The organism is Nocardioides allogilvus, from assembly GCF_003047285.1.
Classification (GTDB): Bacteria; Actinomycetota; Actinomycetes; order Propionibacteriales; family Nocardioidaceae; genus Nocardioides; species Nocardioides allogilvus.
Window position 1 is genome coordinate 17830 of sequence record NZ_PZYX01000009.1, and the last position, 19456, is coordinate 37285.

Annotated in this window: 21 protein-coding genes and 1 pseudogene; 6 read left to right on the forward strand and 16 right to left on the reverse strand. The window is 68.5% G+C overall.

Translation table 11 applies throughout. The features are described from left to right. Window positions 1-435 precede the first annotated feature (435 nt). The gene (locus C9J87_RS13585) at window positions 436-1038 is read right to left on the reverse strand and encodes a hypothetical protein (RefSeq protein ID WP_157953199.1); all 603 of its coding nucleotides are present in this window, start codon (window positions 1036-1038) and stop codon (window positions 436-438) included. A gap of 295 nt (window positions 1039-1333) precedes the next feature. Continuing rightward, window positions 1334-1957 (reverse strand): RNA polymerase sigma factor, encoded by a 624-nt coding sequence (locus C9J87_RS13590; RefSeq protein WP_198652357.1) that lies wholly within the window; start codon window positions 1955-1957, stop codon window positions 1334-1336. A 214-nt stretch (window positions 1958-2171) separates the two neighbouring features. Here C9J87_RS13590 and C9J87_RS13595 point away from each other — a divergent pair, with 214 nt between their 5' ends. Next, window positions 2172-3098, forward strand: coding sequence for a hypothetical protein (locus tag C9J87_RS13595; protein WP_157953200.1), 927 nt, complete (start codon window positions 2172-2174; stop codon window positions 3096-3098). A gap of 256 nt (window positions 3099-3354) precedes the next feature. Here the strand turns inward: C9J87_RS13595 and C9J87_RS13600 are convergent, their stop codons facing one another. The 4 genes from C9J87_RS13600 to C9J87_RS13615 form a co-directional block, all read right to left on the reverse strand. Beyond that, window positions 3355-3876, reverse strand: a complete 522-nt coding sequence (locus tag C9J87_RS13600) for an AAA family ATPase (protein ID WP_198652358.1) — start codon at window positions 3874-3876, stop codon at window positions 3355-3357. After that, window positions 3873-4256, reverse strand: a complete 384-nt coding sequence (locus C9J87_RS20560; protein WP_107705790.1) for a nuclear transport factor 2 family protein — start codon at window positions 4254-4256, stop codon at window positions 3873-3875. The genes C9J87_RS13600 and C9J87_RS20560 overlap by 4 nt, the downstream gene beginning before the upstream one ends. Window positions 4257-4487: 231 nt before the next feature. Next, a complete protein-coding gene (locus tag C9J87_RS13610) occupies window positions 4488-4727 on the reverse strand; it encodes a hypothetical protein (RefSeq protein WP_232820050.1) in 240 nt (79 codons plus the stop codon). Further along, window positions 4724-4984: a ribbon-helix-helix protein, CopG family gene (locus C9J87_RS13615; RefSeq protein ID WP_036490812.1), complete on the reverse strand. Its 261-nt coding sequence runs from the start codon at window positions 4982-4984 to the stop codon at window positions 4724-4726. Before C9J87_RS13615 ends, C9J87_RS13610 begins: the two co-directional genes overlap by 4 nt. A gap of 111 nt (window positions 4985-5095) precedes the next feature. On the opposite strand from C9J87_RS13615, the gene C9J87_RS13620 reads away from it, so the two are divergent. Continuing rightward, window positions 5096-5908 carry a class I SAM-dependent methyltransferase gene (locus tag C9J87_RS13620; protein WP_010833303.1) on the forward strand — a complete coding sequence of 271 codons (813 nt, stop codon included), beginning with the start codon at window positions 5096-5098 and terminating at the stop codon, window positions 5906-5908. 190 nt (window positions 5909-6098) lie between these two features. Continuing rightward, complete coding sequence (locus C9J87_RS13625; RefSeq protein ID WP_232820051.1) at window positions 6099-7316, forward strand: hypothetical protein; 1218 nt, start codon at window positions 6099-6101, stop codon at window positions 7314-7316. Window positions 7317-7478: 162 nt separating this feature from the next. Here the strand turns inward: C9J87_RS13625 and C9J87_RS13630 are convergent, their stop codons facing one another. The 10 genes and pseudogenes from C9J87_RS13630 to C9J87_RS20565 form a co-directional block, all read right to left on the reverse strand. Beyond that, the gene (locus C9J87_RS13630; protein WP_198652359.1) at window positions 7479-9128 is read right to left on the reverse strand and encodes an FAD-dependent oxidoreductase; all 1650 of its coding nucleotides are present in this window, start codon (window positions 9126-9128) and stop codon (window positions 7479-7481) included. Between the two features lie 7 nt (window positions 9129-9135). Continuing rightward, entirely contained in the window at window positions 9136-9414 is a 279-nt protein-coding gene (locus tag C9J87_RS13635) for a UBP-type zinc finger domain-containing protein (RefSeq protein ID WP_107705792.1), read from the reverse strand. Beyond that, on the reverse strand, window positions 9411-9737 hold the full coding sequence (gene trxA / locus C9J87_RS13640; RefSeq protein ID WP_232820052.1) for a thioredoxin: 327 nt from the start codon (window positions 9735-9737) through the stop codon (window positions 9411-9413). Before trxA ends, C9J87_RS13635 begins: the two co-directional genes overlap by 4 nt. A 122-nt stretch (window positions 9738-9859) precedes the next feature. Further along, window positions 9860-12496, reverse strand: coding sequence for an ATP-dependent chaperone ClpB (gene clpB, locus C9J87_RS13645; protein WP_107705794.1), 2637 nt, complete (start codon window positions 12494-12496; stop codon window positions 9860-9862). Beyond that, a complete protein-coding gene (locus tag C9J87_RS13650) occupies window positions 12487-12807 on the reverse strand; it encodes a chaperone modulator CbpM (protein ID WP_010833309.1) in 321 nt (106 codons plus the stop codon). Before C9J87_RS13650 ends, clpB begins: the two co-directional genes overlap by 10 nt. Further along, window positions 12804-13778 carry a DnaJ C-terminal domain-containing protein gene (locus C9J87_RS13655; protein WP_107705795.1) on the reverse strand — a complete coding sequence of 325 codons (975 nt, stop codon included), beginning with the start codon at window positions 13776-13778 and terminating at the stop codon, window positions 12804-12806. The genes C9J87_RS13650 and C9J87_RS13655 overlap by 4 nt, the downstream gene beginning before the upstream one ends. Continuing rightward, window positions 13778-14320 (reverse strand): nucleotide exchange factor GrpE, encoded by a 543-nt coding sequence (locus C9J87_RS13660; RefSeq protein ID WP_107705796.1) that lies wholly within the window; start codon window positions 14318-14320, stop codon window positions 13778-13780. The genes C9J87_RS13655 and C9J87_RS13660 overlap by 1 nt, the downstream gene beginning before the upstream one ends. Window positions 14321-14325: 5 nt before the next feature. Continuing rightward, window positions 14326-16215 carry a molecular chaperone DnaK gene (gene dnaK, locus C9J87_RS13665; protein WP_107705797.1) on the reverse strand — a complete coding sequence of 630 codons (1890 nt, stop codon included), beginning with the start codon at window positions 16213-16215 and terminating at the stop codon, window positions 14326-14328. Between the two features lie 100 nt (window positions 16216-16315). Next, a complete protein-coding gene (locus C9J87_RS20270) occupies window positions 16316-17188 on the reverse strand; it encodes an MEDS domain-containing protein (protein ID WP_107705798.1) in 873 nt (290 codons plus the stop codon). Window positions 17189-17552: 364 nt separating this feature from the next. Continuing rightward, window positions 17553-17837: pseudogene (locus C9J87_RS20565) on the reverse strand (hypothetical protein); the annotation flags it as partial. 384 nt (window positions 17838-18221) lie between these two features. On the opposite strand from C9J87_RS20565, the gene C9J87_RS13680 reads away from it, so the two are divergent. Genes C9J87_RS13680 through C9J87_RS13690 form a run of 3 tightly spaced genes read left to right on the forward strand, consistent with a single transcriptional unit; the run spans window position 18222 to window position 19310 of the window. Continuing rightward, the gene (locus C9J87_RS13680; RefSeq protein WP_010833433.1) at window positions 18222-18506 is read left to right on the forward strand and encodes an ArsR/SmtB family transcription factor; all 285 of its coding nucleotides are present in this window, start codon (window positions 18222-18224) and stop codon (window positions 18504-18506) included. Then, on the forward strand, window positions 18503-18901 hold the full coding sequence (locus C9J87_RS13685; RefSeq protein WP_010833432.1) for a VOC family protein: 399 nt from the start codon (window positions 18503-18505) through the stop codon (window positions 18899-18901). The genes C9J87_RS13680 and C9J87_RS13685 overlap by 4 nt, the downstream gene beginning before the upstream one ends. Continuing rightward, complete coding sequence (locus C9J87_RS13690; RefSeq protein ID WP_010833431.1) at window positions 18894-19310, forward strand: VOC family protein; 417 nt, start codon at window positions 18894-18896, stop codon at window positions 19308-19310. Before C9J87_RS13685 ends, C9J87_RS13690 begins: the two co-directional genes overlap by 8 nt. The last annotated feature ends 146 nt before the right edge of the window (window positions 19311-19456 follow it).

The window sequence follows — 19456 nt, forward strand, 5'->3', positions numbered from 1 at the left end:
AGGCCGGCCATTGTGATCGACGTCACATTACGTCGTACTTGCCCGTAATCAACGCCCCATCTGCCAGATTCTGCGCAAGGTCACCGCCATCCCCCTGGCCGCTCTTCCGCGGCCCGAGTCGTGCGGAGGAAGGTCGGCGGTACCGAACGGCTCGCCGGGACCACGTGCTATTCCTGCAACGTGCGTCCCGGCGAGACCCTCGGTTGCGTCCGTGAGGTGGTTAGTTCGGACGCTCACCTGGCGGATCAAGTGGAAAACCTGTAGGCGTCGCGTCGACGCTGAGTGGTAGCCGTCTGAGTTGCCGCGGGGCGTACGAAGCTTGCCGACAGCAGCGCGGTCGACCTGAGGGACTGGCGACGCAATCCAGCCGACGGCCGGGGGCGTTACGCCATAGCTGCAAGCTGCACACGTGTCGTGAGGCGGGCCGTGGTCATATTAGTTGACTTCAGCGGTCGCGATTCCGCTCGTTGAATCCTCCCCTTCGGTCGCGGCATCACCGTCATCCGTGTCATGGCTGTCGGTTCCCGAGCCGCTCACGTCGACGGCGTCCTCACTGGAGCCGTCAGTCTGTTCCGCATCCTCATCCTGACTGCGCTCGGGCTCATCGTCGGAGTCCTGAGCGGACAGCCCCTCGTCGGACTCGTCGGGCTCGTCGTTGGAGTCAGGGTCGGGGTTTTCCAGGCGTTCGTCGTCAGTCTCGGGGTAATTCTCCTCCTCCCGCTCAGGGGTGGGGGCGTTCAGGTCGGGCGCCGGTTCACTGGTCACGTCCTGGGATGTGTCGACGCCGCCACCACCTTGTGGTTCCGTGGTGTCTGCGATCGGAAAGCGGTGCTCGTGGTGGTGTCGGGCACCGGAGCCGGCGTCGTCAGGTGGGGTGGCGGGGGTCGATGGTGGACCGGGGGGCGGCGCGTCGGTCCGGTCGTCGTTGAGGATTCGGTCGAACACGGCCTGGGGCCCCGCGGGCAGCACCCCCATCGCTCCGGCTGTCGTGACGGCAGCCACCGCCGCCGTTCCACCCAGAGCGATCGTGGCAGTCACACCCAAACCCGTCAGTGCGCTGGTAGCCGTCCGGACCCACCGCCTTAGGGAACCTGTGCGTGTGTGCGCAGGTGTCGCAACCGTCACTGTCGTCCCGATGGCGTGCGGTGGGCGCGCTGGAGCGCCGGTCATCCAGCCGACCAACGTCGCCGATGGCTGTGGCGCCGGCTCGGTGAACGTCTTTCGAAAGTCGTCGATCGCCACGGCCAGGGCCACGAGGTCCGGACGGTCGGGGGGCAGCGAACCTCCCGTCAGGGCCATCGCGTCGTCGTGGGACAGAGGCTGGCTGTTCATCTCACTGTGGTTCATCGTTCGAGACCCCTATAGGGGTACGCGGTTGATCCAGCTTGTTGCGCATCGCCTGAAGGCCCCGCCGTTGCAAGGCTTTGACCGCACCGGGGCGCTTGCCGAGCATGTCAGCGATCTGCTCGATGGTCAGGTCGGCGAAGATCCGCAAGACCAGGACCTCACGCTGGTTGCCGGATAGACCGTCGAGCAGAGTCCTGGCGTCGGTGTCACCGAGGTATCGGAGGGCATCGTCTTCGGCACTGCTGGCCTGACGTGGGTCTTCCTCACTCGTCCACTCCACGTGCGTTCCCCGGCGTGATCGCGCGCGCAGCTCGTCGACGAGTCGCCGGTGCGCCACCGTGAAGACGAATGCCCTGAACGCCTTCTCGTCACCGACGAACGACGGCAGTTTGGAGAACACGGTCAAGAAGACCTCGCTGGTCAGGTCCTCGGGATCGCTTGAACCACGAGCACGCAGATAGCCGGCCACCCGGGGAGACCACTTGACCCAGATCTCTGTGCATGCCCAAGGAGCGTCGGTCTGGGCAGCCGCCAGCACCTCCTCGAATGGCACGGCTACTTTCACGTCGTCTTTGTCGGCAGATCCAGGTGCCGACTGGAGCCAGAACACCGATTCCTCTTCCCGGGGCGCCGACACGTCGGGGTCACCATCTTGGAGAATTTGTTAAGAAAGTAACAAGAAACCCGTACCCCTGCGGCCACTTCCGCCGATTAGACCTAACGAGAGGGATCGACCCAGCTCCCAACTCCGGCCAACGACACGGTGTCGAGCGGCTCGATACACCCGGAGCCAGCAGAGCTGGCCAACCCTGAGAGGAACCAACATGTCACGATCCAACGTGGGCGCTCGCGTGGTGGCTGCCGTCACCGGCACCGTCTTCGCCCTGAGTCTTCCCGCCACTGTCGCACTGAGCCCCGCCCACGCCGCTACCGGCGACCGGGATGGGGACGGCATCCCGGACCGCTGGGAGCGCACCCACGGGATGAACCCGAGCAAGGCCGCCGATGCGAAGGCCGACTTCGACCGCGACGCGCTGAGCAACCTGGTCGAGTACCGACTCAAGAGCCTGATCCGCGACGAGGACAGCGACAACGACGGCCACGACGACGGTGACGAAATCCTGGACGGCTTCAAGAGCACCCGCGTCACTGACCCCGACACCGACAATGACGGCCGCCTCGATGGTGACGAGGACGCCGACCGCGACGGCATCGACAATGAGGACGAGGACGACGCCCGCGAGGCGTGTGGTCGAGATGACGACGACCGCGACAGCGACCACGTCGATGACGAGGACGAGAACGAGCTGGGCACGGGGGTCCGCGCCGCCGACTCCGACGGTGACGGCGTGGTCGACGGTGACGAGGACACCGACGAGGACGGCGAGGCCAACGAGGACGAGGATGACGCCGCGGTGGACCGGTGCGACGGTGACTTCGACGGTGACGGTGAGGCCGACGAGGACAGCGAGGACCTCTTCGGCTCGATCGTCTCGTTCGACCAGGCCAGCGGCGTACTCACTCTCCAGTCCGCGGCCGGTGACCTCCTGAGCGTGGAGGTCACCGCGGACACCGAGATCGAAATCGAAGGCGACCCGGCCCCGGGCACCGCCACCGGCTCGGATGAGTCCGCCGAGGAGCAGGAGGACCGCGATGGCACCACCGCCGACCTCCTGCCCGGCACACAGGTCGCCGAGATCGAGCTCGACGACGAGACCGGCACCCTGGAGGAGATCCAGCTGTACGCATGACCCTCTCCGCGCCCGGCACCGGCGCCACCCCAACAGGGGTCATGCCGTAGCCAAGCGGCCCCGCCACCTCCCCACCGAGGTGACGGGGCCGCTTCCATTGCCACCGGTCCGGTCGTCCTGCCGGGCATGAACGACCAGCGGTCGAGGCTGCCGGCTGGTGACCGCCACCCGGCATTCCCGCCCAACCGGCCGGCACCCGCTCCGTGCCGCGCCGGCGCCGTAACGGGATCGGTTTTCGGGACGCCAGGATGCACGCTCAGATTTGGCTGGTCAGCAGGTGCGTGATCTCAGACGCTATCCACGGAGCGTCTATGGGGCGACTGGTGTCGACTTCGAGGAGCGGGCCGACTCCCAGCGGAAGGACCTCGGAGCCCCATAGCTCGTCGGGACTACGTTGGTGGTCGAGGTGTCGACTGTCTCGCGCCCGGGTCTGGTAGCGACGTCGGGCGATGTCGAGGGTGGTTGTGCATCGCACCTCCACGAACGGACCGCCGAGTGCGTTCACAAGAGGCAGGGTCCGCGCGAACCAGGTGCTGTCGATCACCGCGCTGTGGTGGCCCTGCGCGACCCTGAGGACGGCATTGACGGCTGCGCGTCCCAGTCGTTGTGACTCCTCGACGGTCGAGGGTGCGCCCAGCTCGTCCATGAGGGCCTCCTTGATCTCGTCCTTGGCCAGGTACGGCCAGTCCAGCTCGGTGGCCAGCGCCCGCGCGAGGGTGGTCTTGCCGGAGCCCGGCCACCCGCCGACGAGTACATATCCCTGCTTGATGGTCGTCACGGTTCGGCAGTCATTCGAGGACCCGCGTGGCCGGCGAGGCACCGCCATCCCGGATCGCCCCGCACCCACACCTGAGTCATCGGCATACGGAACTTCACGGTTCCCTCAGGTCCGCGCACAACATCGGTCACCAGGGCGCGTAGGACCGCAGCGTCACCAACCACGACGACCACGGGGTCCGCCAAGGTTTGTGACACCCACCGGCTTCGGCTCGAGTCCTTGTTAGCGAGGTAGCGGACGCGGTCCATCACCTCTCCTGTGTGCGTGGTCCAGACGAAGTCAGGGTGCAGCAGCTGGGACAACGCATCTACGTCACGCTCTACGAGGGCCTGCGCGCGAGCCTCTGACGCTGCGATGACCTGTCGTTTTGAGTCCGGCATTTCGGGAGTGGGTCCCACTCGACGAGCGTAGCCACCACTGACCCGGCGGCACCCTGCTCGGGCTCACACCGGCTGTTCCGCGCACCCGTCAGCGGCATGTCCGGACGTCCCGTCAGCCGAACCGCGTAGGGCGGCCACCAGGCTGCCGCTGAATCTCACGATCGATCACCGCAAGCGGATCGCCGAACGGGACGTCCGGACATGCTTGAGTTGAGTGCTTTGGCGGCGGCGTCAATCGAGCAGGTGCAGGTACATCGGGCGGCACTTCATTGCATGGATGGCTTCTTCGGTGCCGTCGTCCCACACGAGCACCACGATCTCAAGTAGCCGCGCACGGGTGTCGAAACCGATGCGCAGTTGACGCTGTGGCACCTCCTCGTCCAAGGGACCTGAGGCCAGCGGAGAAAGCGCCACGACGACAATGTCTGCGTCGTCAATTCCGTGCTTGCGTGCTGAGGGACGGACGATCACGCGACGTGCGACCACGCTTCGAGAGCCGCTCGGATGGCCTCGGAGCGGTTCAAGCCCTCGCGTTCGGCGCGCGCCATCACTGCCGCAAGCTCTTCCGCAGTGAGTCGAACAGGCACTACCTGCGCGGCTGCGGTCCCCCGCGGGGCACGGCCCCAGCGAGCCCGCAACTCATCTACGTCGTAGCCCACTTCGGCTTCGGCGACCCAATCATCGACTTGAGTTTCGTCGACCTCTTGGCCCTGAATCGTTCGCTTCATGAACTCATCGTAATACGAAGAGTTGTGTGCGCCAAGGGGCCGCCTGAGCCGCATTGACTGCGTTCCGGTTGCGGATCGCTGACGGCAACGGGGAAAGGGGATGATCGCTGCATGACTGATCAGTGCGGGCTGCGGATGACCTTCGACTCGGCCGCTGATCTCTACCAGCAGGCCCGGCCCGAGTACCCCGAGCATCTCTACGAGGCGATGATCGCCGCCGCTGGGCTCAGTGCGGACAACCGGCTGTTGGAGATTGGGAGCGCCTCCGGCAAGGCGACATTGCCCCTAGTGCGCCGAGGTTTTCGCATCACTTGCGTCGAGCCTGGCCCAGCGCTGGCCGCCGCGGCGCGGCGAAACCTGGCGAGATTCCCCGACGTCGAGGTCGTCCAGAGCATGTTCGAAGACATAGACCCCTCGGCGCACGAGCGGTTCGATCTAGTGTTCGCGGCCACCGCCTGGCACTGGCTCGATCCAGCGGTTCGCTACCGGCGCACGTGGGAGTTGCTGCGCCCGGGAGGCCACTTGGCGTTCTGGAGTGCCACCCACGTCTTTCCGGAGGGCGGAGACAGCTTCTTCGTCGACCTACAGGAGATCTACGACGAAATCGGCGAAGGGCTGCCCGACGGGGTGACGTGCCCCCGGCCCGGAGAGCTACCCGACCAGCGCGAGGACATCGAGGCGAGCGGACTGTTCGAACCGGTCCTGGTGCGCCACTTCGACTGGGAGGTCGCCTACGACGCCGACGGCTACACCCGGCTGCTCGACACGTTCTCGGGCCATATCGCGATGGAGCCGTGGAAGCGGCGGCGCTTGTACTCGGAAATCCGGCGCCGAATGGACGAGCGCGCAGACGGGCTACTCCGCCGCGGCTGGGGAGCCGTCCTACACGTCGCCCGGCGACGCGACCTCCCAGACGCCCCATAGCCCGATCGCGCTGTGTTCCTGCTTGCCTCTCGCCGGTAGCCGCGCTCAAGCGGAGCCGCACGCTCCGTGGTCACGTCCGGGCGACAAGCTCTCCGACGAGCACTCGACGTTGACGACGCCACTTGGACAGCCTCACGAGGCTGGGCCTTTAAGTCCGCAGTGCCCCCACTACGACCGGCGCCTGTCCCGCGTGTTCGCCGAGGGTGCGGCCAGTGAGTGGATGCTCACAGTCGGCCTGAGCATGCTGGCGCGGGTCCCACGATCTGTCGATCTGGGCGACACTCGTGTGCATGACGTACAACGTTCGGGCCCATTCGTGCAGCCCGGCCGGCTGCCCATGAGTGCCGGTGAGGTGGTGATCGGGCTCATCTCGGCTCCGGGCACGGCCGCCGAGGTCGCGGCTGATCTCGCCGAGGACCTGCGCGCAGAGTTGAGTGTGCTGATGCCGACCGTCCGATGGCGGGTGCCAACGGTGGTAGATGCCCTCGTCCACCCACCTGCTGACGACGCCGTGCTCGTCGGCGCGGCGCGGGAGCGGCTCCTGGCGGAGGCCTGGGACCTCATCGTCTGCCTCACGGATCTGCCGCTCAGGGTTCGTCGCCGGCCGGTGGTCGCCCATGCCAGCCCGCTGCACGGAGTGGCTGTCGTGTGCCTGCCGGCGCTCGGGGTGGTGGGACTGCGTCGACGCGCCCGTGACGTAGTCGTCGGTCTCGTGCGCACCTTGCTCGGGGAGGCCGAGGATCACGCGCCCTCCAGCTCGGAGGCCGCCCTGCGGCGCCGCGCTCGCGAGCTCGGGAGTCAGCAGGAAGCGGGAGACGGCAGCGTCATGTTCACGGCGAGGGTCCTGAGCGGGAACGTGCGACTCCTGGTCGGGATGATCCGAGCAAACCAGCCCTGGCGGCTTGCCATGGGACTCTCCAAGGCTCTGACCGCCGCTCTGGCAGCCGGAGTCTTCGCGTTGGTCACATCCGATATCTGGCAGCTGGGCGACGCGCTCAGCTGGACCAGGCTCGCGGCGATCGGGGTTGGCGCCGTCACGGCGATCACGGCCGCCCTGATCCTGGGAGCGGGCCTGTGGGAGCGCGGTTCGAATCCGGCGGGTGGGAAGCACGTCACCCTGTTCAACCTGGCCACGACGGGAACGGTCGTGCTGGGCGTGTTCTTCCTGTATGCAGCGCTCCTGCTCCTCGCACTTCTGATCACCCCACTCCTGGTGCCTGTGCATTTGCTTGAGGAGAACCTCGGACACGCGGTTCGAGTCGGCGACTACCTCAAGCTGGCGCTGCTGGCCAGCGCCCTGGCGACGGTCGGCGGAGCCATGGGTGCGGGCCTGGAGAGCGACGAGGCGGTCCGGGCCGCCGCGTACACGTACCGGCAGGAGCCGGGCGAGGTCCTGCGGAACGGGTGACAGACATCTACCGGGTGCCGACCTCGCCTTACACCACGTCGAAGGCCACGGTGTGCACCTTGCCCGCCGGGGGCGATGCCGATCTCACGGACGAACCGCATCACCTTGGTCTCGAGCTCCCGCTCCTCCATGACGCTGAGGGCTCTACGGGTCTGCCCCTGCTCACCGGCGACCCTCGGCTTCCAGGAAACCGTGCACCTGGCGGATCGCGACCGAGCCTTCGCCGACGGCGGAGGCGACGCGCTTGAGCGACCCACTGCGTACGTCGCCTACGGCGAAGACGCCCGGACGGCTGGTCTCGAACATGCCCCCGTCGGAGCCGTCGGAGCCGTCGGCCACGGGCCCGGTGAGGATGAACCCCTTCGCGTCCAGCGCGATCTGCCCCTCGAGCCAGCTCGTGTACGGGGTCGCTCCGATCAGCACGAACATGGCCGTGGTCGCGACGCGCTGCTTCGCGTCGGTGCGGAGGTCGTGCAACACCACCTCCTCGAGCGCTTCGTGTCCGAGGAGCTCGCTCACCTCGCTGCGGCGCCAGATCTTGATGCGTGGTGACTGCTCGACGCGGTCGGCCAGGTAGCGGGACATGTCCCTTCCCAGGTCGTCGTGGCGGATGACCAGGTTGACCACCGGTGAACGGCGGGCCAGGAAGCAGGCCGCCTGGCCCGCCGAGTTGCCACCCCCGACGACGGTGACGGGGTCCTGTTGGCACAGCCGGGCCTCGAACTCCGTAGCGGCGTAGTAGACGCTGCTGCGCTCGAGTCGATCCAACCCGGGGACGTCGAGACGCCGGTAGCGCACACCCGTCGCGACGACGACGGCGTGCGCGACCAGATCCTCCCCCTCCGCCAACCCCACCATGTGGTAGCCGTCTGCGTGTGTGAGGGAGGTCGCCTCGCCGGGGATGCTGAAGGCGGCGCCGAACTTGCGCGCCTGCACCACGGCCCGGTCGGCCAGCTCCGCCCCGGAGATACCGGCGGGGAACCCCAGGTAGTTCTCGATCTGGGACGACGTGGCTGCCTGCCCGCCGGTGGCGAGCGCGTCCACGACCACCGTCGAGAGTCCTTCGGAGGCGGCGTACACCGCCGCGGCGAGACCACCCGGGCCTGCGCCGACCACGATCAGGTCGTACGCCGACCGGCTCGGCGCCGCGCGAAGACCGAGGAGTTCGGCCAGCTCCGTGTTGCTGGGGTTCCGCAGGACCGTACGCGCCTTCCAGATCACGACGGGTGTCTGGTCGGGCGGGATGTCGAGGGCTCGCAGGGTCGCCTCGGCATCCAGGTCATCCTCCAGGTCCTCCCACCGGGACGGGATGCGATTGCGGCTCGCGAAGTCCCTCAACCGGCGGGTGTCGGCTGAGTAGCGGGAGCCGATGATCCTCAAGCCCGCGCCGAGGCCGGCGTGGATGTTGCGTCGGAGCATGAAGGCTCGCAGGATCAGATCTCCGAGCGCCTGGTCCTGGGTGACCGCCTCTTTGAGGCCGTCATAGAGAACCTCGAGGACCTCCACGTCGGTCTGGGCGACGGCGGTGACGTAGACCGCGTGGCCGGTCAGCATCGACAGGTCACCCACGAAGCGGCCTCGCCCGTGGACGGCGATCACTCGCGCCTCCCCTCCGGGACCTTCCTCCTGCACGACCCGGACCTTGCCGTCCAGGACGACGAACACGCCGCAGTCGCGGTCTCCCGCGCAGAACAGCGTGGTGCCCTCGGCCAGCGCCTTCCGCTCGCCGTGCTGCGTGAGCAGCAGGATCTGCTCGTCATTGAGCCGGGGATAGGCGCCGGTGGTGTCGGGGGTCTCGGGCAGGTCCGCCATTTCGAGCTCAGACGAACTGTTCGTCGACATAGCACCATCTCCAGTTCTCTCCCGGCTCGATCGAGCGCACGATGACGTGACCCGTCGTGGCGGCGTGAGCGCGCGCGTGTCGCATCGGTGAGGAGTCGCAGCACCCGATCTGGCCACAGGTCAGGCACTGGCGCAGGTGCACCCAGGGGGTGCCGAGCTGCACGCACTCCGCGCAGGCGTGCTGGGTGGGTGGCGGCACGGGCCGGATGACGCGGATGTGCGGGTCGGCGCCGAGGCCCCTCGGGTGCGCGGTCATCGCTCCCCTTTCGGCAGCCTCGACTCGAGCCACGAGCGCAGTAGGTGCTCCGGAAGGGCGCCGATCTGGGTGTCGACCACCTCTCCGTGGTCGAGGAGGACCAGCGTCGGGATCGACTGGACCGCGAACCTACGGCTCACGATCGGGTTCTCGTCAGCGTCGACCTTGACCAGCTTGAGGTTGCCGGCCAGCTCCCCAGCCAGCTTCTCCAGGGCCGGGCTGACCGTCCGGCATGGGCCGCACCACGGAGCCCACACGTCGACCAGCACCGGGATGCTCGACTCGTCCACGACCGCGTGGAAGTCAGCGTCGTTCGCGTCCACCACCCAGGGCAACGGAGTGCTGCACCTCCCGCAGCGTGGCGTGCCCTCGGCAACCGCTGGGACGCGGTTCCTGGCTCCGCAGTTCCCGCACACGACCGTCGTCGTCCTCTCCGTGGTCGCGGTCATGCCACTGTCTGCCCCTCTGTCGGACTGCTGGACGCGGTCACCACGAGCTCCCCGTCGGCCACGTCCACCCAGATCGTGCCCCCGTCGGCCGCGTCGCCGCGGATCAGCGCTCGGCCGACCTGGGTCTCCACCTCACGGGAGATGTACCGTCGCAGCGGGCGGGCGCCGTACGCCGGGTCGAAGCCCTGGTCGGCGATGAACCGGCGTGCGGCGTCCGTGACCTCGAGGTTGATCCGCATGCCGGCCAGCCGGACCCGCAGCTCCTCGAGCTGGAGGTCGACGATGCGTTCGATCTCCGCGAGCGTCAGTGGCTTGAACATCACGATCTCGTCGACGCGGTTGAGGAACTCGGGGCGGAAGTGCGACTGCAGGGTGCGCATCACCATCGAGCGGGCCTCGTCATTGACCTCGCCGTCCGCGGTGATCCCCTCGAGGAGGTGCTCGGAGCCGATGTTGGAGGTCATGATCAGCACGGTGTTGCGGAAGTCGACGGTGCGGCCGTGGGAGTCGGTCAGGCGGCCGTCGTCGAGCACCTGCAGCAGCGTGTTGAAGACGTCAACGTGGGCCTTCTCGATCTCGTCGAGCAGGACGACGGAGTAGGGCTTGCGGCGCACGGCCTCGGTGAGCTGACCGCCTTCCTCGTAGCCGACGTAGCCCGGGGGTGCTCCGACCAGCCGGCTGACGGTGTGCCGCTCCTGGTACTCGCTCATGTCGATCCGGACCATGTTCTCCTCGGTGTCGAACAGGGCAGCGGCCAGGGTCTTGGCCAGCTCGGTCTTCCCGACGCCTGTGGGGCCGAGGAAGATGAAGGACCCGATGGGGCGCTGGGGGTTCTTGATGCCGGAGCGGGCGCGGACGACCGCGTCGGCCACCAGCTGGACGGCCTCGTCCTGGCCGATCACACGTTCGTGGAGCACTTCGTCGAGGCGGAGCAGCTTGTCGCGCTCTCCCTCCTGCAGGCGGGTGACCGGGATCCCGGTCCAGCGTGACACGATGTCGGCGATCTCGTCGGCGGTCACGACCTCGCGCAGCAGCCGGCGACCGCCCTGCTTGCCGGCGAGCCGGGACTCGGCCGCCTCCAGCCGCCGCTGAATCTCCGGCAACCGGCCGTGCCGCAGGGACGCTGCCCGGTTGAGGTCGTACTCGCGCTCGGCCCGCTCGCTCTCCAGCCGTACCTGTTCGAGCTCCTGACGCAGGGACTGCACCTCGCGGAGCGCCGACCGTTCTGCCTCCCACTGTGCGCGCAGCGCGTCGGCCTCGGCCCGGGCATCGGCCAGCTCCTTGCGGAGTTCCTCGAGCCGGGCCTTGCTCGCGGCGTCCTCCTCCTGCGACAGCGCTGCCTCCTCGATCTCCATCCGAGTCACGCGCCTGGTGAGCTCGTCGAGCTCGGCCGGCATCGAGTCGATCTCGGTACGCAGCATGGCGCAGGCCTCGTCGACGAGGTCGATGGCCTTGTCGGGCAGGTATCGGTCGGAGATGTAGCGGTGGCTCAGGGTCACCGCTGCCACGAGGGCTCCGTCGTGGATCTTCACGCCGTGGAAGACCTCGAGCCGCTCGCGGAGCCCGCGCAGGATCGAGAGAGCGTCCTCCTCGCTGGGCTCGTCGACCAGCACGGGCTGGAACCGGCGCTCGAGGGCGGCGTCCTTCTCGATGTGCGTGCGGTACTCGTCCAGCGTGGTCGCGCCGATCATGTGCAGCTCGCCACGTGCGAGCAACGGCTTGAGCATGTTGCCGGCGTCCATCGCACCCTCGCCGGCGCCTGCGCCCACGACGGTGTGGAGCTCGTCGACGAACAGCAGGATGTGGCCCTCGGCGCTCTGCACCTCGTTGAGCACGGCCTTGAGCCGCTCCTCGAACTCGCCGCGGTACTTCGCGCCGGCGATCAGGGCACCCATGTCGAGGGCGAAGACGGTCTTGTCCCGCAGGCCCTCGGGGACGTCCCCGTCGGCGATCCGCTGGGCGAGGCCTTCGACGATCGCCGTCTTGCCCACTCCGGGCTCGCCGATGAGGACCGGGTTGTTCTTGGTCTTGCGGGACAGGATCTGGACGGTCCGGCGGATCTCGGAGTCCCGGCCGATCACCGGCTCGAGCTTTCCCGCCTTCGCGGCCTCGACGAGGTCACGGCCGTACTTGCCCAGCGCCTCGTAGGTCCCCTCGGGCGTCGCCGAGGTGACTCGTTGGTGGCCGCGCACCTCGGTCAGCGCAGCCAGGAACGTGTCGCGGGTCAGGCCCTGGTCCCGCAGGAGCCGCCCGGCGGCTGACTGCGAGCCCTCCTCCACCAGCGCGATCACGAGGTGCTCGACCGAGACATATTCGTCCTTGAGCCTGCGCGCCTCGCCGTCGGCAGCGTCGAGGAGCCGCGAGAGCCGCTGCGTGACGTGCACCTGCCCAGGCGTCACGCCCGGCCCGCTGACCCGCGGGCGCCGGCCGAGCTCGGCCTCGAGCTCCTCACGCAGTCGGTCCGGGTCGGCCCCGGCGCGTGCGAGCAGCGGCGCGACGAGCCCCTCGGCTTGGTCGAGCAGCGCGAGCAGCAGGTGCTCGCCGTCCACCTCGGTGTGGCCGAAGCGCAGCGCCTTGGTCTGCGCGTCGTGCAGCGCCTCCTGCGACTTCTGGGTCAGTCTATTCATGTCCATGGAGCGCCTCCTCGTCGTGTCGTGCGCCGTTGTGCGTTCTCCAGTTCCGCGATCCGGTCGAGCAGCTGGACCACCAGCCCGGTGGCGCTGTAGCCGAGGTTCAGGCTCATCCGCAGCCGCTGGATCCTGGCCATCTCCTTCACCTGGGACGGGTCGAACCACAGGCGACCCTGCGCGTCGCGGGTGACCTGCAGCAGCCCGAGCGCGACCAGGCGGCGCACCAGCTCCGGGTGTACGCCGGTGACCTGCGCATAACTCTCCAGGCTCAGCCGGTGGGGTCGGGCCAGCTCGAAGCGCGTGGTCGCGGTCATCGTCTACTCCTCGCGTCGAAGCGGGACACCTTCGCGAGCTCCTCGAAGTGCCGCCGCTCGTCGTCGGACAGGGTGCGGGGCACGCGCACCTGCAGCTCCGCGTAGAAGTCCCCGGGCGTGCCCTTCGGGTGAGGGAGCCCACGGCCCTTGAGCCGCAGGCGGCGGTGGCTGGACGACCCGGCCGGGACCTTGACCGTGGCCGCTCCTCCGGGCGTGTCGACGGACACCGACGCCCCGAGAGCGGCTTCCCAGGGAGCGACCGGCAGGAGTGCGTGCACGTCACGACCCTCGACCCGGTAGCGCGGGTGGTCGGCGATCCGGACCACCAGGTAGAGGTCTCCGGCCGCCGCGTCGCCGCTGCCAGGTCCGCCCTGGCCCCGCAGTCGGATCCGTTGGCCGTCGACGACTCCCGGCGGGATGGTGACGTCGAGCGTGCGGGGGCCGTCCGGACCCGTGATCGTGAGGCTGCGCTCGGTGCCGCGGTAGGCCTCCTCGACCGAGATCTCCACCTCCGCCTCGTGGTCGGCGCCCGGGACCGGGCCGGGTCCCCAGCCGGCCCGGCCCCGGCCGCCCCGCCCTCGCCCACCGAAGATCCCCCCGAGCAGGTCCTCGATGTCGATCTCGTCACCGAAGTCGGCCCCGCCGAAGCCGCCGGACGGCCCGCCCCCCGACCATCGGCCGCGTGCGCCTGCCGCCGCATCGGCATAGGCGCGGCCCTGGCGCCAGGCGGCCGGGTCCGCGTCGGGTGGCACACGTCGGAAGTCCTCGCCGAAGGCGTCGTAGCGCCGCCGTTGCTCGGGGTCCGACAGCACGTCGTAGGCCTCGGCGATGTCCTTGAACCTCTCCTCGGCCCCAGCCTGCTTGTTGACGTCGGGGTGGTTCTGGCGCGCAAGCCTGCGGTAGGCGCGTTGGATCTCGGCCGGGTCGGCATCGCGAGAGACACCGAGGACCTCGTAGAAGTCCTTGGCCATCAGGAAGCCCTGGTTGCCACCACGACAGCAGCCGGACGCAGGAGCTTGTCGTCGGGTCCGTATCCGGGGCGGACGACCTGGGCCACGGTGCCGGGCGTCAGCCCCTCACCGGACACGGTGCTGACCGCCTCGTGCACGGCGGGGTCGAAGGCCCGGCCGTCGTCCTCACGACGCGGGTAGCCGAGGTCGGCCAGGACGCCGACCGCCTGCGCGAGCACTGCTCGCAGGCCCTCGGCCACCGAGCTGGGGTCGGCCGACGCGTGCTCGAGCGCTCGCTCGAGGTTGTCCAGGACGGGCAGCCACCTGGTGGCCACGGCCGCCCGTTCCTGCTCGCGGGCGCGCACCACGTCGCGTGCGCACCGCTTGCGGAAGTTGTCGAGCTCGGCAGCTGTGCGCCGCCACGCGTCTTCGAGCTCGGCGACCTGGCGCGACTGGCCGACAGTCTCGGGCGTGGCATCGTCCGGCGCGTCGCCCGACCGGGCCTCGGTCGTGGGGGTCTCGGTCGAGGGGGTCTCGGTCGTGGGTGCCTCGTGGTCGGACATGGCGGTCAGTGGGAGGTGAACTCGGCGTCGATGACGTCGTCGTCGCCGCTGTCGGACGGCTCGGCGGCGGAGCTCGCCGACCCGCTCGACGGCCCGCCATCCCGGGCGGCGGCGCCGAGCGCCTGGCTCAGCTGGTGGAGCTCCCCTGTCAAGGCGCGGAGGCGGTCCACCGGTTCGTCGCCCTCCACGGCCTGGCGCGCCTCCTCGACCAGCATCTCGGCACGAGCGCGGTCGTGCTCGGGCACGGACGCGCCGGCTTCGTCGAGGGTCTTGCGCACCTGGTAGGCCACGGAGTCGAGTTGGTTGCGAGCATCGACCCGCTCACGCAGGGCAGCATCCTCACCGCGATGGGTCTCGGCGTCCCTGACCATCCGCTCGACCTCCTCCTGGCTCAGCGTGGAGGACTCGCTGATGGTCACCTCCTGCTCGGCACCGGTGTCCTTGTCCCGCGCCGAGACGTGCAGGATGCCGTTGGCATCGATGTCGAAGGTCACCTCGATCTGGGGCACCCCACGCGGGGCGGGACGGATGTCCTCCAGACGGAACCGTGCCAGCACCCGGTTGTCGGCCGCCCTCTCCCGCTCGCCCTGGAGCACGACGACGTCGACGGCGGACTGGTTGTCCTCCGCGGTGCTGAAAATCTCGGTCCGCCGGGCCGGAATTGTCGTGTTGCGCTCGATGACCTTGGTCATCACCCCGCCCATCGTCTCCAGCCCCAACGACAGGGGCGTGACGTCAAGCAGCAGCACATCCTTCACGTCGCCCTTGATGATCGCCGCTTGGACGGCTGCACCGACGGCCACGACCTCGTCCGGGTTGACGGTCATGTTGGGCTCCTTGCCCCCGGTCAGGCGGCGCACCAATGCCTGTACGGCCGGAATCCGCGTCGAGCCGCCGACGAGAATGACCTCGTCGATGTCGTCGGTGGTGACCTTGGCGTCCTCCATCGCCTGCCTGACCGGGCCGAGGCAGCGCTCGACGAGGTCGGCGGTCAGTTGCTCGAACGACGACCTCATCAGGTTCACGTTGAGATGCTTCGGTCCGGAGGCATCCGCGGTGACGAACGGGAGGTTGACCGCGGTCTGACTGACGGCCGATAGGTCGACCTTGGCCTTCTCGGCAGCCTCGAACAGTCGCTGCAATGCCTGGGAGTCGTCGCGCAGGTCGATGCCATTGGACTTCTTGAACTCGTCCGCCAGGTAGTCCACGATCCGGCGATCGAAGTCATCGCCGCCGAGATGGGTGTCTCCCGCTGTCGACCGGACCTCCACCACGCCGTCCCCCACGGTGAGGACGCTGACGTCGAAGGTGCCGCCCCCGAGGTCGAAGACCAGCACGGTCTCGTTCTCGAGCTTGTCCATCCCGTAGGCGAGGGCAGCGGCCGTCGGTTCGTTGATGATCCGGAGGACCTCGAGCCCCGCGATCCGGCCGGCGTCCTTCGTGGCCTGACGCTGCGCGTCGTTGAAGTGCGCCGGGACGGTGATGACCGCCTCGGTGACCCGCTCACCGAGGAACTTCCCGGCGTCGTCGACCAGCTTGCGCAGCACCTGGGCGGAGATCTCCTCCGGGGCGTACATCTTGTCGTTGACCTTGAAGCGCACCGCACCGTCGGACCCCGCAACCACATCGAACGAGACGGTGTTCATCTCGCTGCTGACCTCGTCGTACTTATGACCGATGAATCTCTTCGCGGAGTAGATAGTCCCCTTCGGATTCAGGATCGACTGCCGCCTCGCCATCTGGCCGACCAGGCGCTCACCGTTCTCCAGGAAAGCCACCACGGACGGCGTCGTCCGGTTGCCCTCCGCGTTCGGGATCACCTGCGCCTGCCCACCCTCCATCGCTGCGATCACCGAGTTCGTCGTTCCCAGGTCGATGCCGACTGCCCTGCCCATGACCACTCCATTCGCCGGAAGCTCGTGTGTGACCATGCTCCTCAGGGGCCACGTCACCGGCATCCCGTGAACGGGTGACCTTTGAGGGGCAGGTCTCCGGCTATCTCATGGGAAGGTGATGCTGCAGCGCCAGCACGGTCAGCTCGACTCGCGTGTGGATGTCGAGCTTGAGGTACACGTGCTTCAGGTGGGCGTCCACGGTGTGGCGCGAGAGGTGGAGCTCCGTGGCGATAGCGCGGTTGGTCATGCCCGCAGCGACACCGGCCACGACGCGCAGTTCGCCGTCGGTGAGCGAACCCCACCCTCGGTCCAGGTCCTCGTCGCCGTGCGAACCCACCCTGACCATGGGGTACCGCCTCGCCTCGGTGAGGCGGGCCGCGGGGTACTCGTCCGGCCGCAGGTAGTGAGGGTTGTCGATCACCATGCCGTCTAGCAGGACCTTGGGGTGCGTCTGGAGCACCTGGACGAGCATCTGCGCCCCGAACTTCTCGAGGTCGTAGAGACAGATGAGGATGGCGGGCATCTCCTCGACCATGCGGTTGAGGGACGACTCGTAGACGAACAGGTCGTCCCAGCCCGGAACGCCGGGCAGCACCCACGACATCTCGCCGGCGGCTCTGATGAGGTCGAAGTTGTCGGCGATCGCCTTGTCCACCCTGCCAGTCAGGAAGCTCACCATGGCCTCGACGCTGAACTCCCCCGAGCGGAGGTATGCGTCTGACGAGCGTTCAACGTCGAGCTGCGCCGAGCGTCGCGAGTAGTCGGCGCCGGGCTGCCCGACGAGGCGCTCCCGGACCAGCGCCGGGTCGACGTCGTCGATCAGGCACAAACACTTGTCGCCGTGCCTCAGCCCCTCCTCGAGGAAGGGGTACAACAACCGGTCGCGCTCGGCCGGACCCGAGTAGAGCGCGCAGAAATGAGTTCCCGAACTCACAGCGTCGACCCCGGGGATCCCGAGACTCAGACCGCTCATGCTCGTCACCGTTCGATGGATCCAATGGATGGATCGCACCGTAGCGCATCCGGCACGGACGGCATCCCGTGCCCGAGTCGGCTGGGTGAGCGCCCACACGAGCGGAGGCTGTCACGCCCGCAAGCTCCGTCAACGGCAGGAGGTCGGCAGACGCCCTCCTCAGCGGGCGTGGCCGTCCTTGTCGGGGGGTGAGGTCGACCATCCCGGTCAGCAGCTTCGGCCCACGACCGCCGTCGGCGATCGGGAACTCGCTGACGTGGTGCCACACGTGCTCATCGACGCTGGGGCGCTTCACGCCGCCGAACCGTGTCTCGTCGTCAGCCATCTCCTGCAACAGTGGGCGGATCGAGGTCCACACGGTGTTCCACGTCGTGCCGAGCTGGCGTGCAATCCCGCTGATCGAGGCGTGCTCGCGACGCATCTGGTTGATCGCCCACCAGCATGCCCGCGTGGTCAGCAACGCTCGCGGCCGGGCCACCTGCTCGTCTTGCTCAGTGAAGACCCTCGTGGCGCAGGCAGTCTCTTCGCAGCGCCAGGTCCGCTTGCGCCACACCAACCTCACCGGCCGGTCGAAGCACGGTGCGTCGACCAGCGTGACGTCGCTGCGACCGTGGCTGTGCGCGATCACGCCACAGGTCGTGCAGCCCATCGGCGCACGCGTCGACTCAACGCCAACGGTGAGCAGTCCGACGTCGTGGTCGTACTCGACCGCGGTCACGTGCAGGTCGCCGAGGCCGACGAGCAGATCGCATCGGGTGCAGTAAGAGGTGTCGTGATAGCAGCGCGCAGCAGAGTGCGCCGTAGGCTCGGACAACGTCGAGGCCTTCCGGTCGGTCCCCACCGGTCTCGGCCTGGCGCTCGCGGAGGCCGTCGCCCTCGCCCATGACGGTCGCGTCGAGGTCGACGCGACGCCCACGGGCCCGCGGGCCACGCTGCTGCTGTCGCGCGCTCCCGCTCCGCCCGGCTCCTCCTGAGCCGGCACACCACCACGCGACCATTGACAGGCAAGTGTTCACTTGCCTATAGTCCAGACATGGTCGACGTGTTCAGGGCGCTCGACGATGAGACTCGCCGGCTCATCCTCGACGGACTGGCCGAGCGGGACGGTCAGACCCTGTTCGAGATCTGCACCATGCTCACCACCCGCCACGGCGTGGGGTCCTCGCGTCAGGCGATCTCGCAACACCTCGCGGTGCTCGAGGATGCCGGCCTGGTCGCCAGTGAACGACGCGGCCGCACCAAGGTGCACCACTTCAACCGTGAACCGCTCGCGGCCATCGCCCGACGCTGGCCCCTCACCGAGGAGAAACCGCCATGAAGATCCGCCTCACCAGCATCTACGTCGACGACCAGCGCGCGGCGTTGGCGTTCTACACGGACATCCTGGGATTCATCACGAAGCACGACGTCCCGCTGGGAGACAACTCCTGGCTGACCGTGGTGTCACCTGACGACACCGAGGGGCCCGAGCTCCTGCTGGAGCCCGCGGACCACCCGGCGGTCAAGCCGTACCGCGACGCTCTCGTCAGCGACGGCATCCCGCTCGCGCAGCTCGCCGTCGACGACGTCGCCGCCGAGCACGAGCGGCTGTCCCGACTGGGAGTGGTGTTCACGCAGCCGCCGACAGCCATCGGCGTGGGATCCGTCGCCGTCTTCGACGACACCTGCGGCAACCTGATCCAGATCGTCGACCGGATCCCCACCGGTGACTGACTCCGCCTACCCCACCCTGGTCCACACGGCGATCGACGCTCGCGACCCGCGAGCCCTGGCCGAGTTCTACCGTGAGCTGCTCGGGCTGCACTACCGGGACCGCGACCTGCCGCCCGTCGACGGGAGCCACGACGCGCCCACGTGGATCGTCCTGCTCGACGAGGCGGGTCGCCGGGTCGTGACCATCCAGCGCAAGGACGACACCGTCCCCCCGACGTGGCCCTCCGAGGCGGTCCCCATGCAGATGCCCATGGACTTCGCAGTGCGTGACGTCATCGAGCTGGAACGGCACCGCGACCGCGCCATCGCCCTGGGAGCCCGCCTGCTCCACGACCGGACCGACGTGACGGACGCCCCCCTGTACGTGCTTGCCGACCCAGCGGGCCACCCGTTCTGCCTCGTGGTCTGAGGACGACGAAGGGCCCGGTCTGCTGACCGGGCCCTTCGTGGTGCTGTACCCCCGACCGGATTCGAACCGGCGCTACCGCCTTGAGAAAGGGATCCAAGGGTCACCGAATGACGCTGGAACTCACTGATACCGCGGGTCCGCGATCG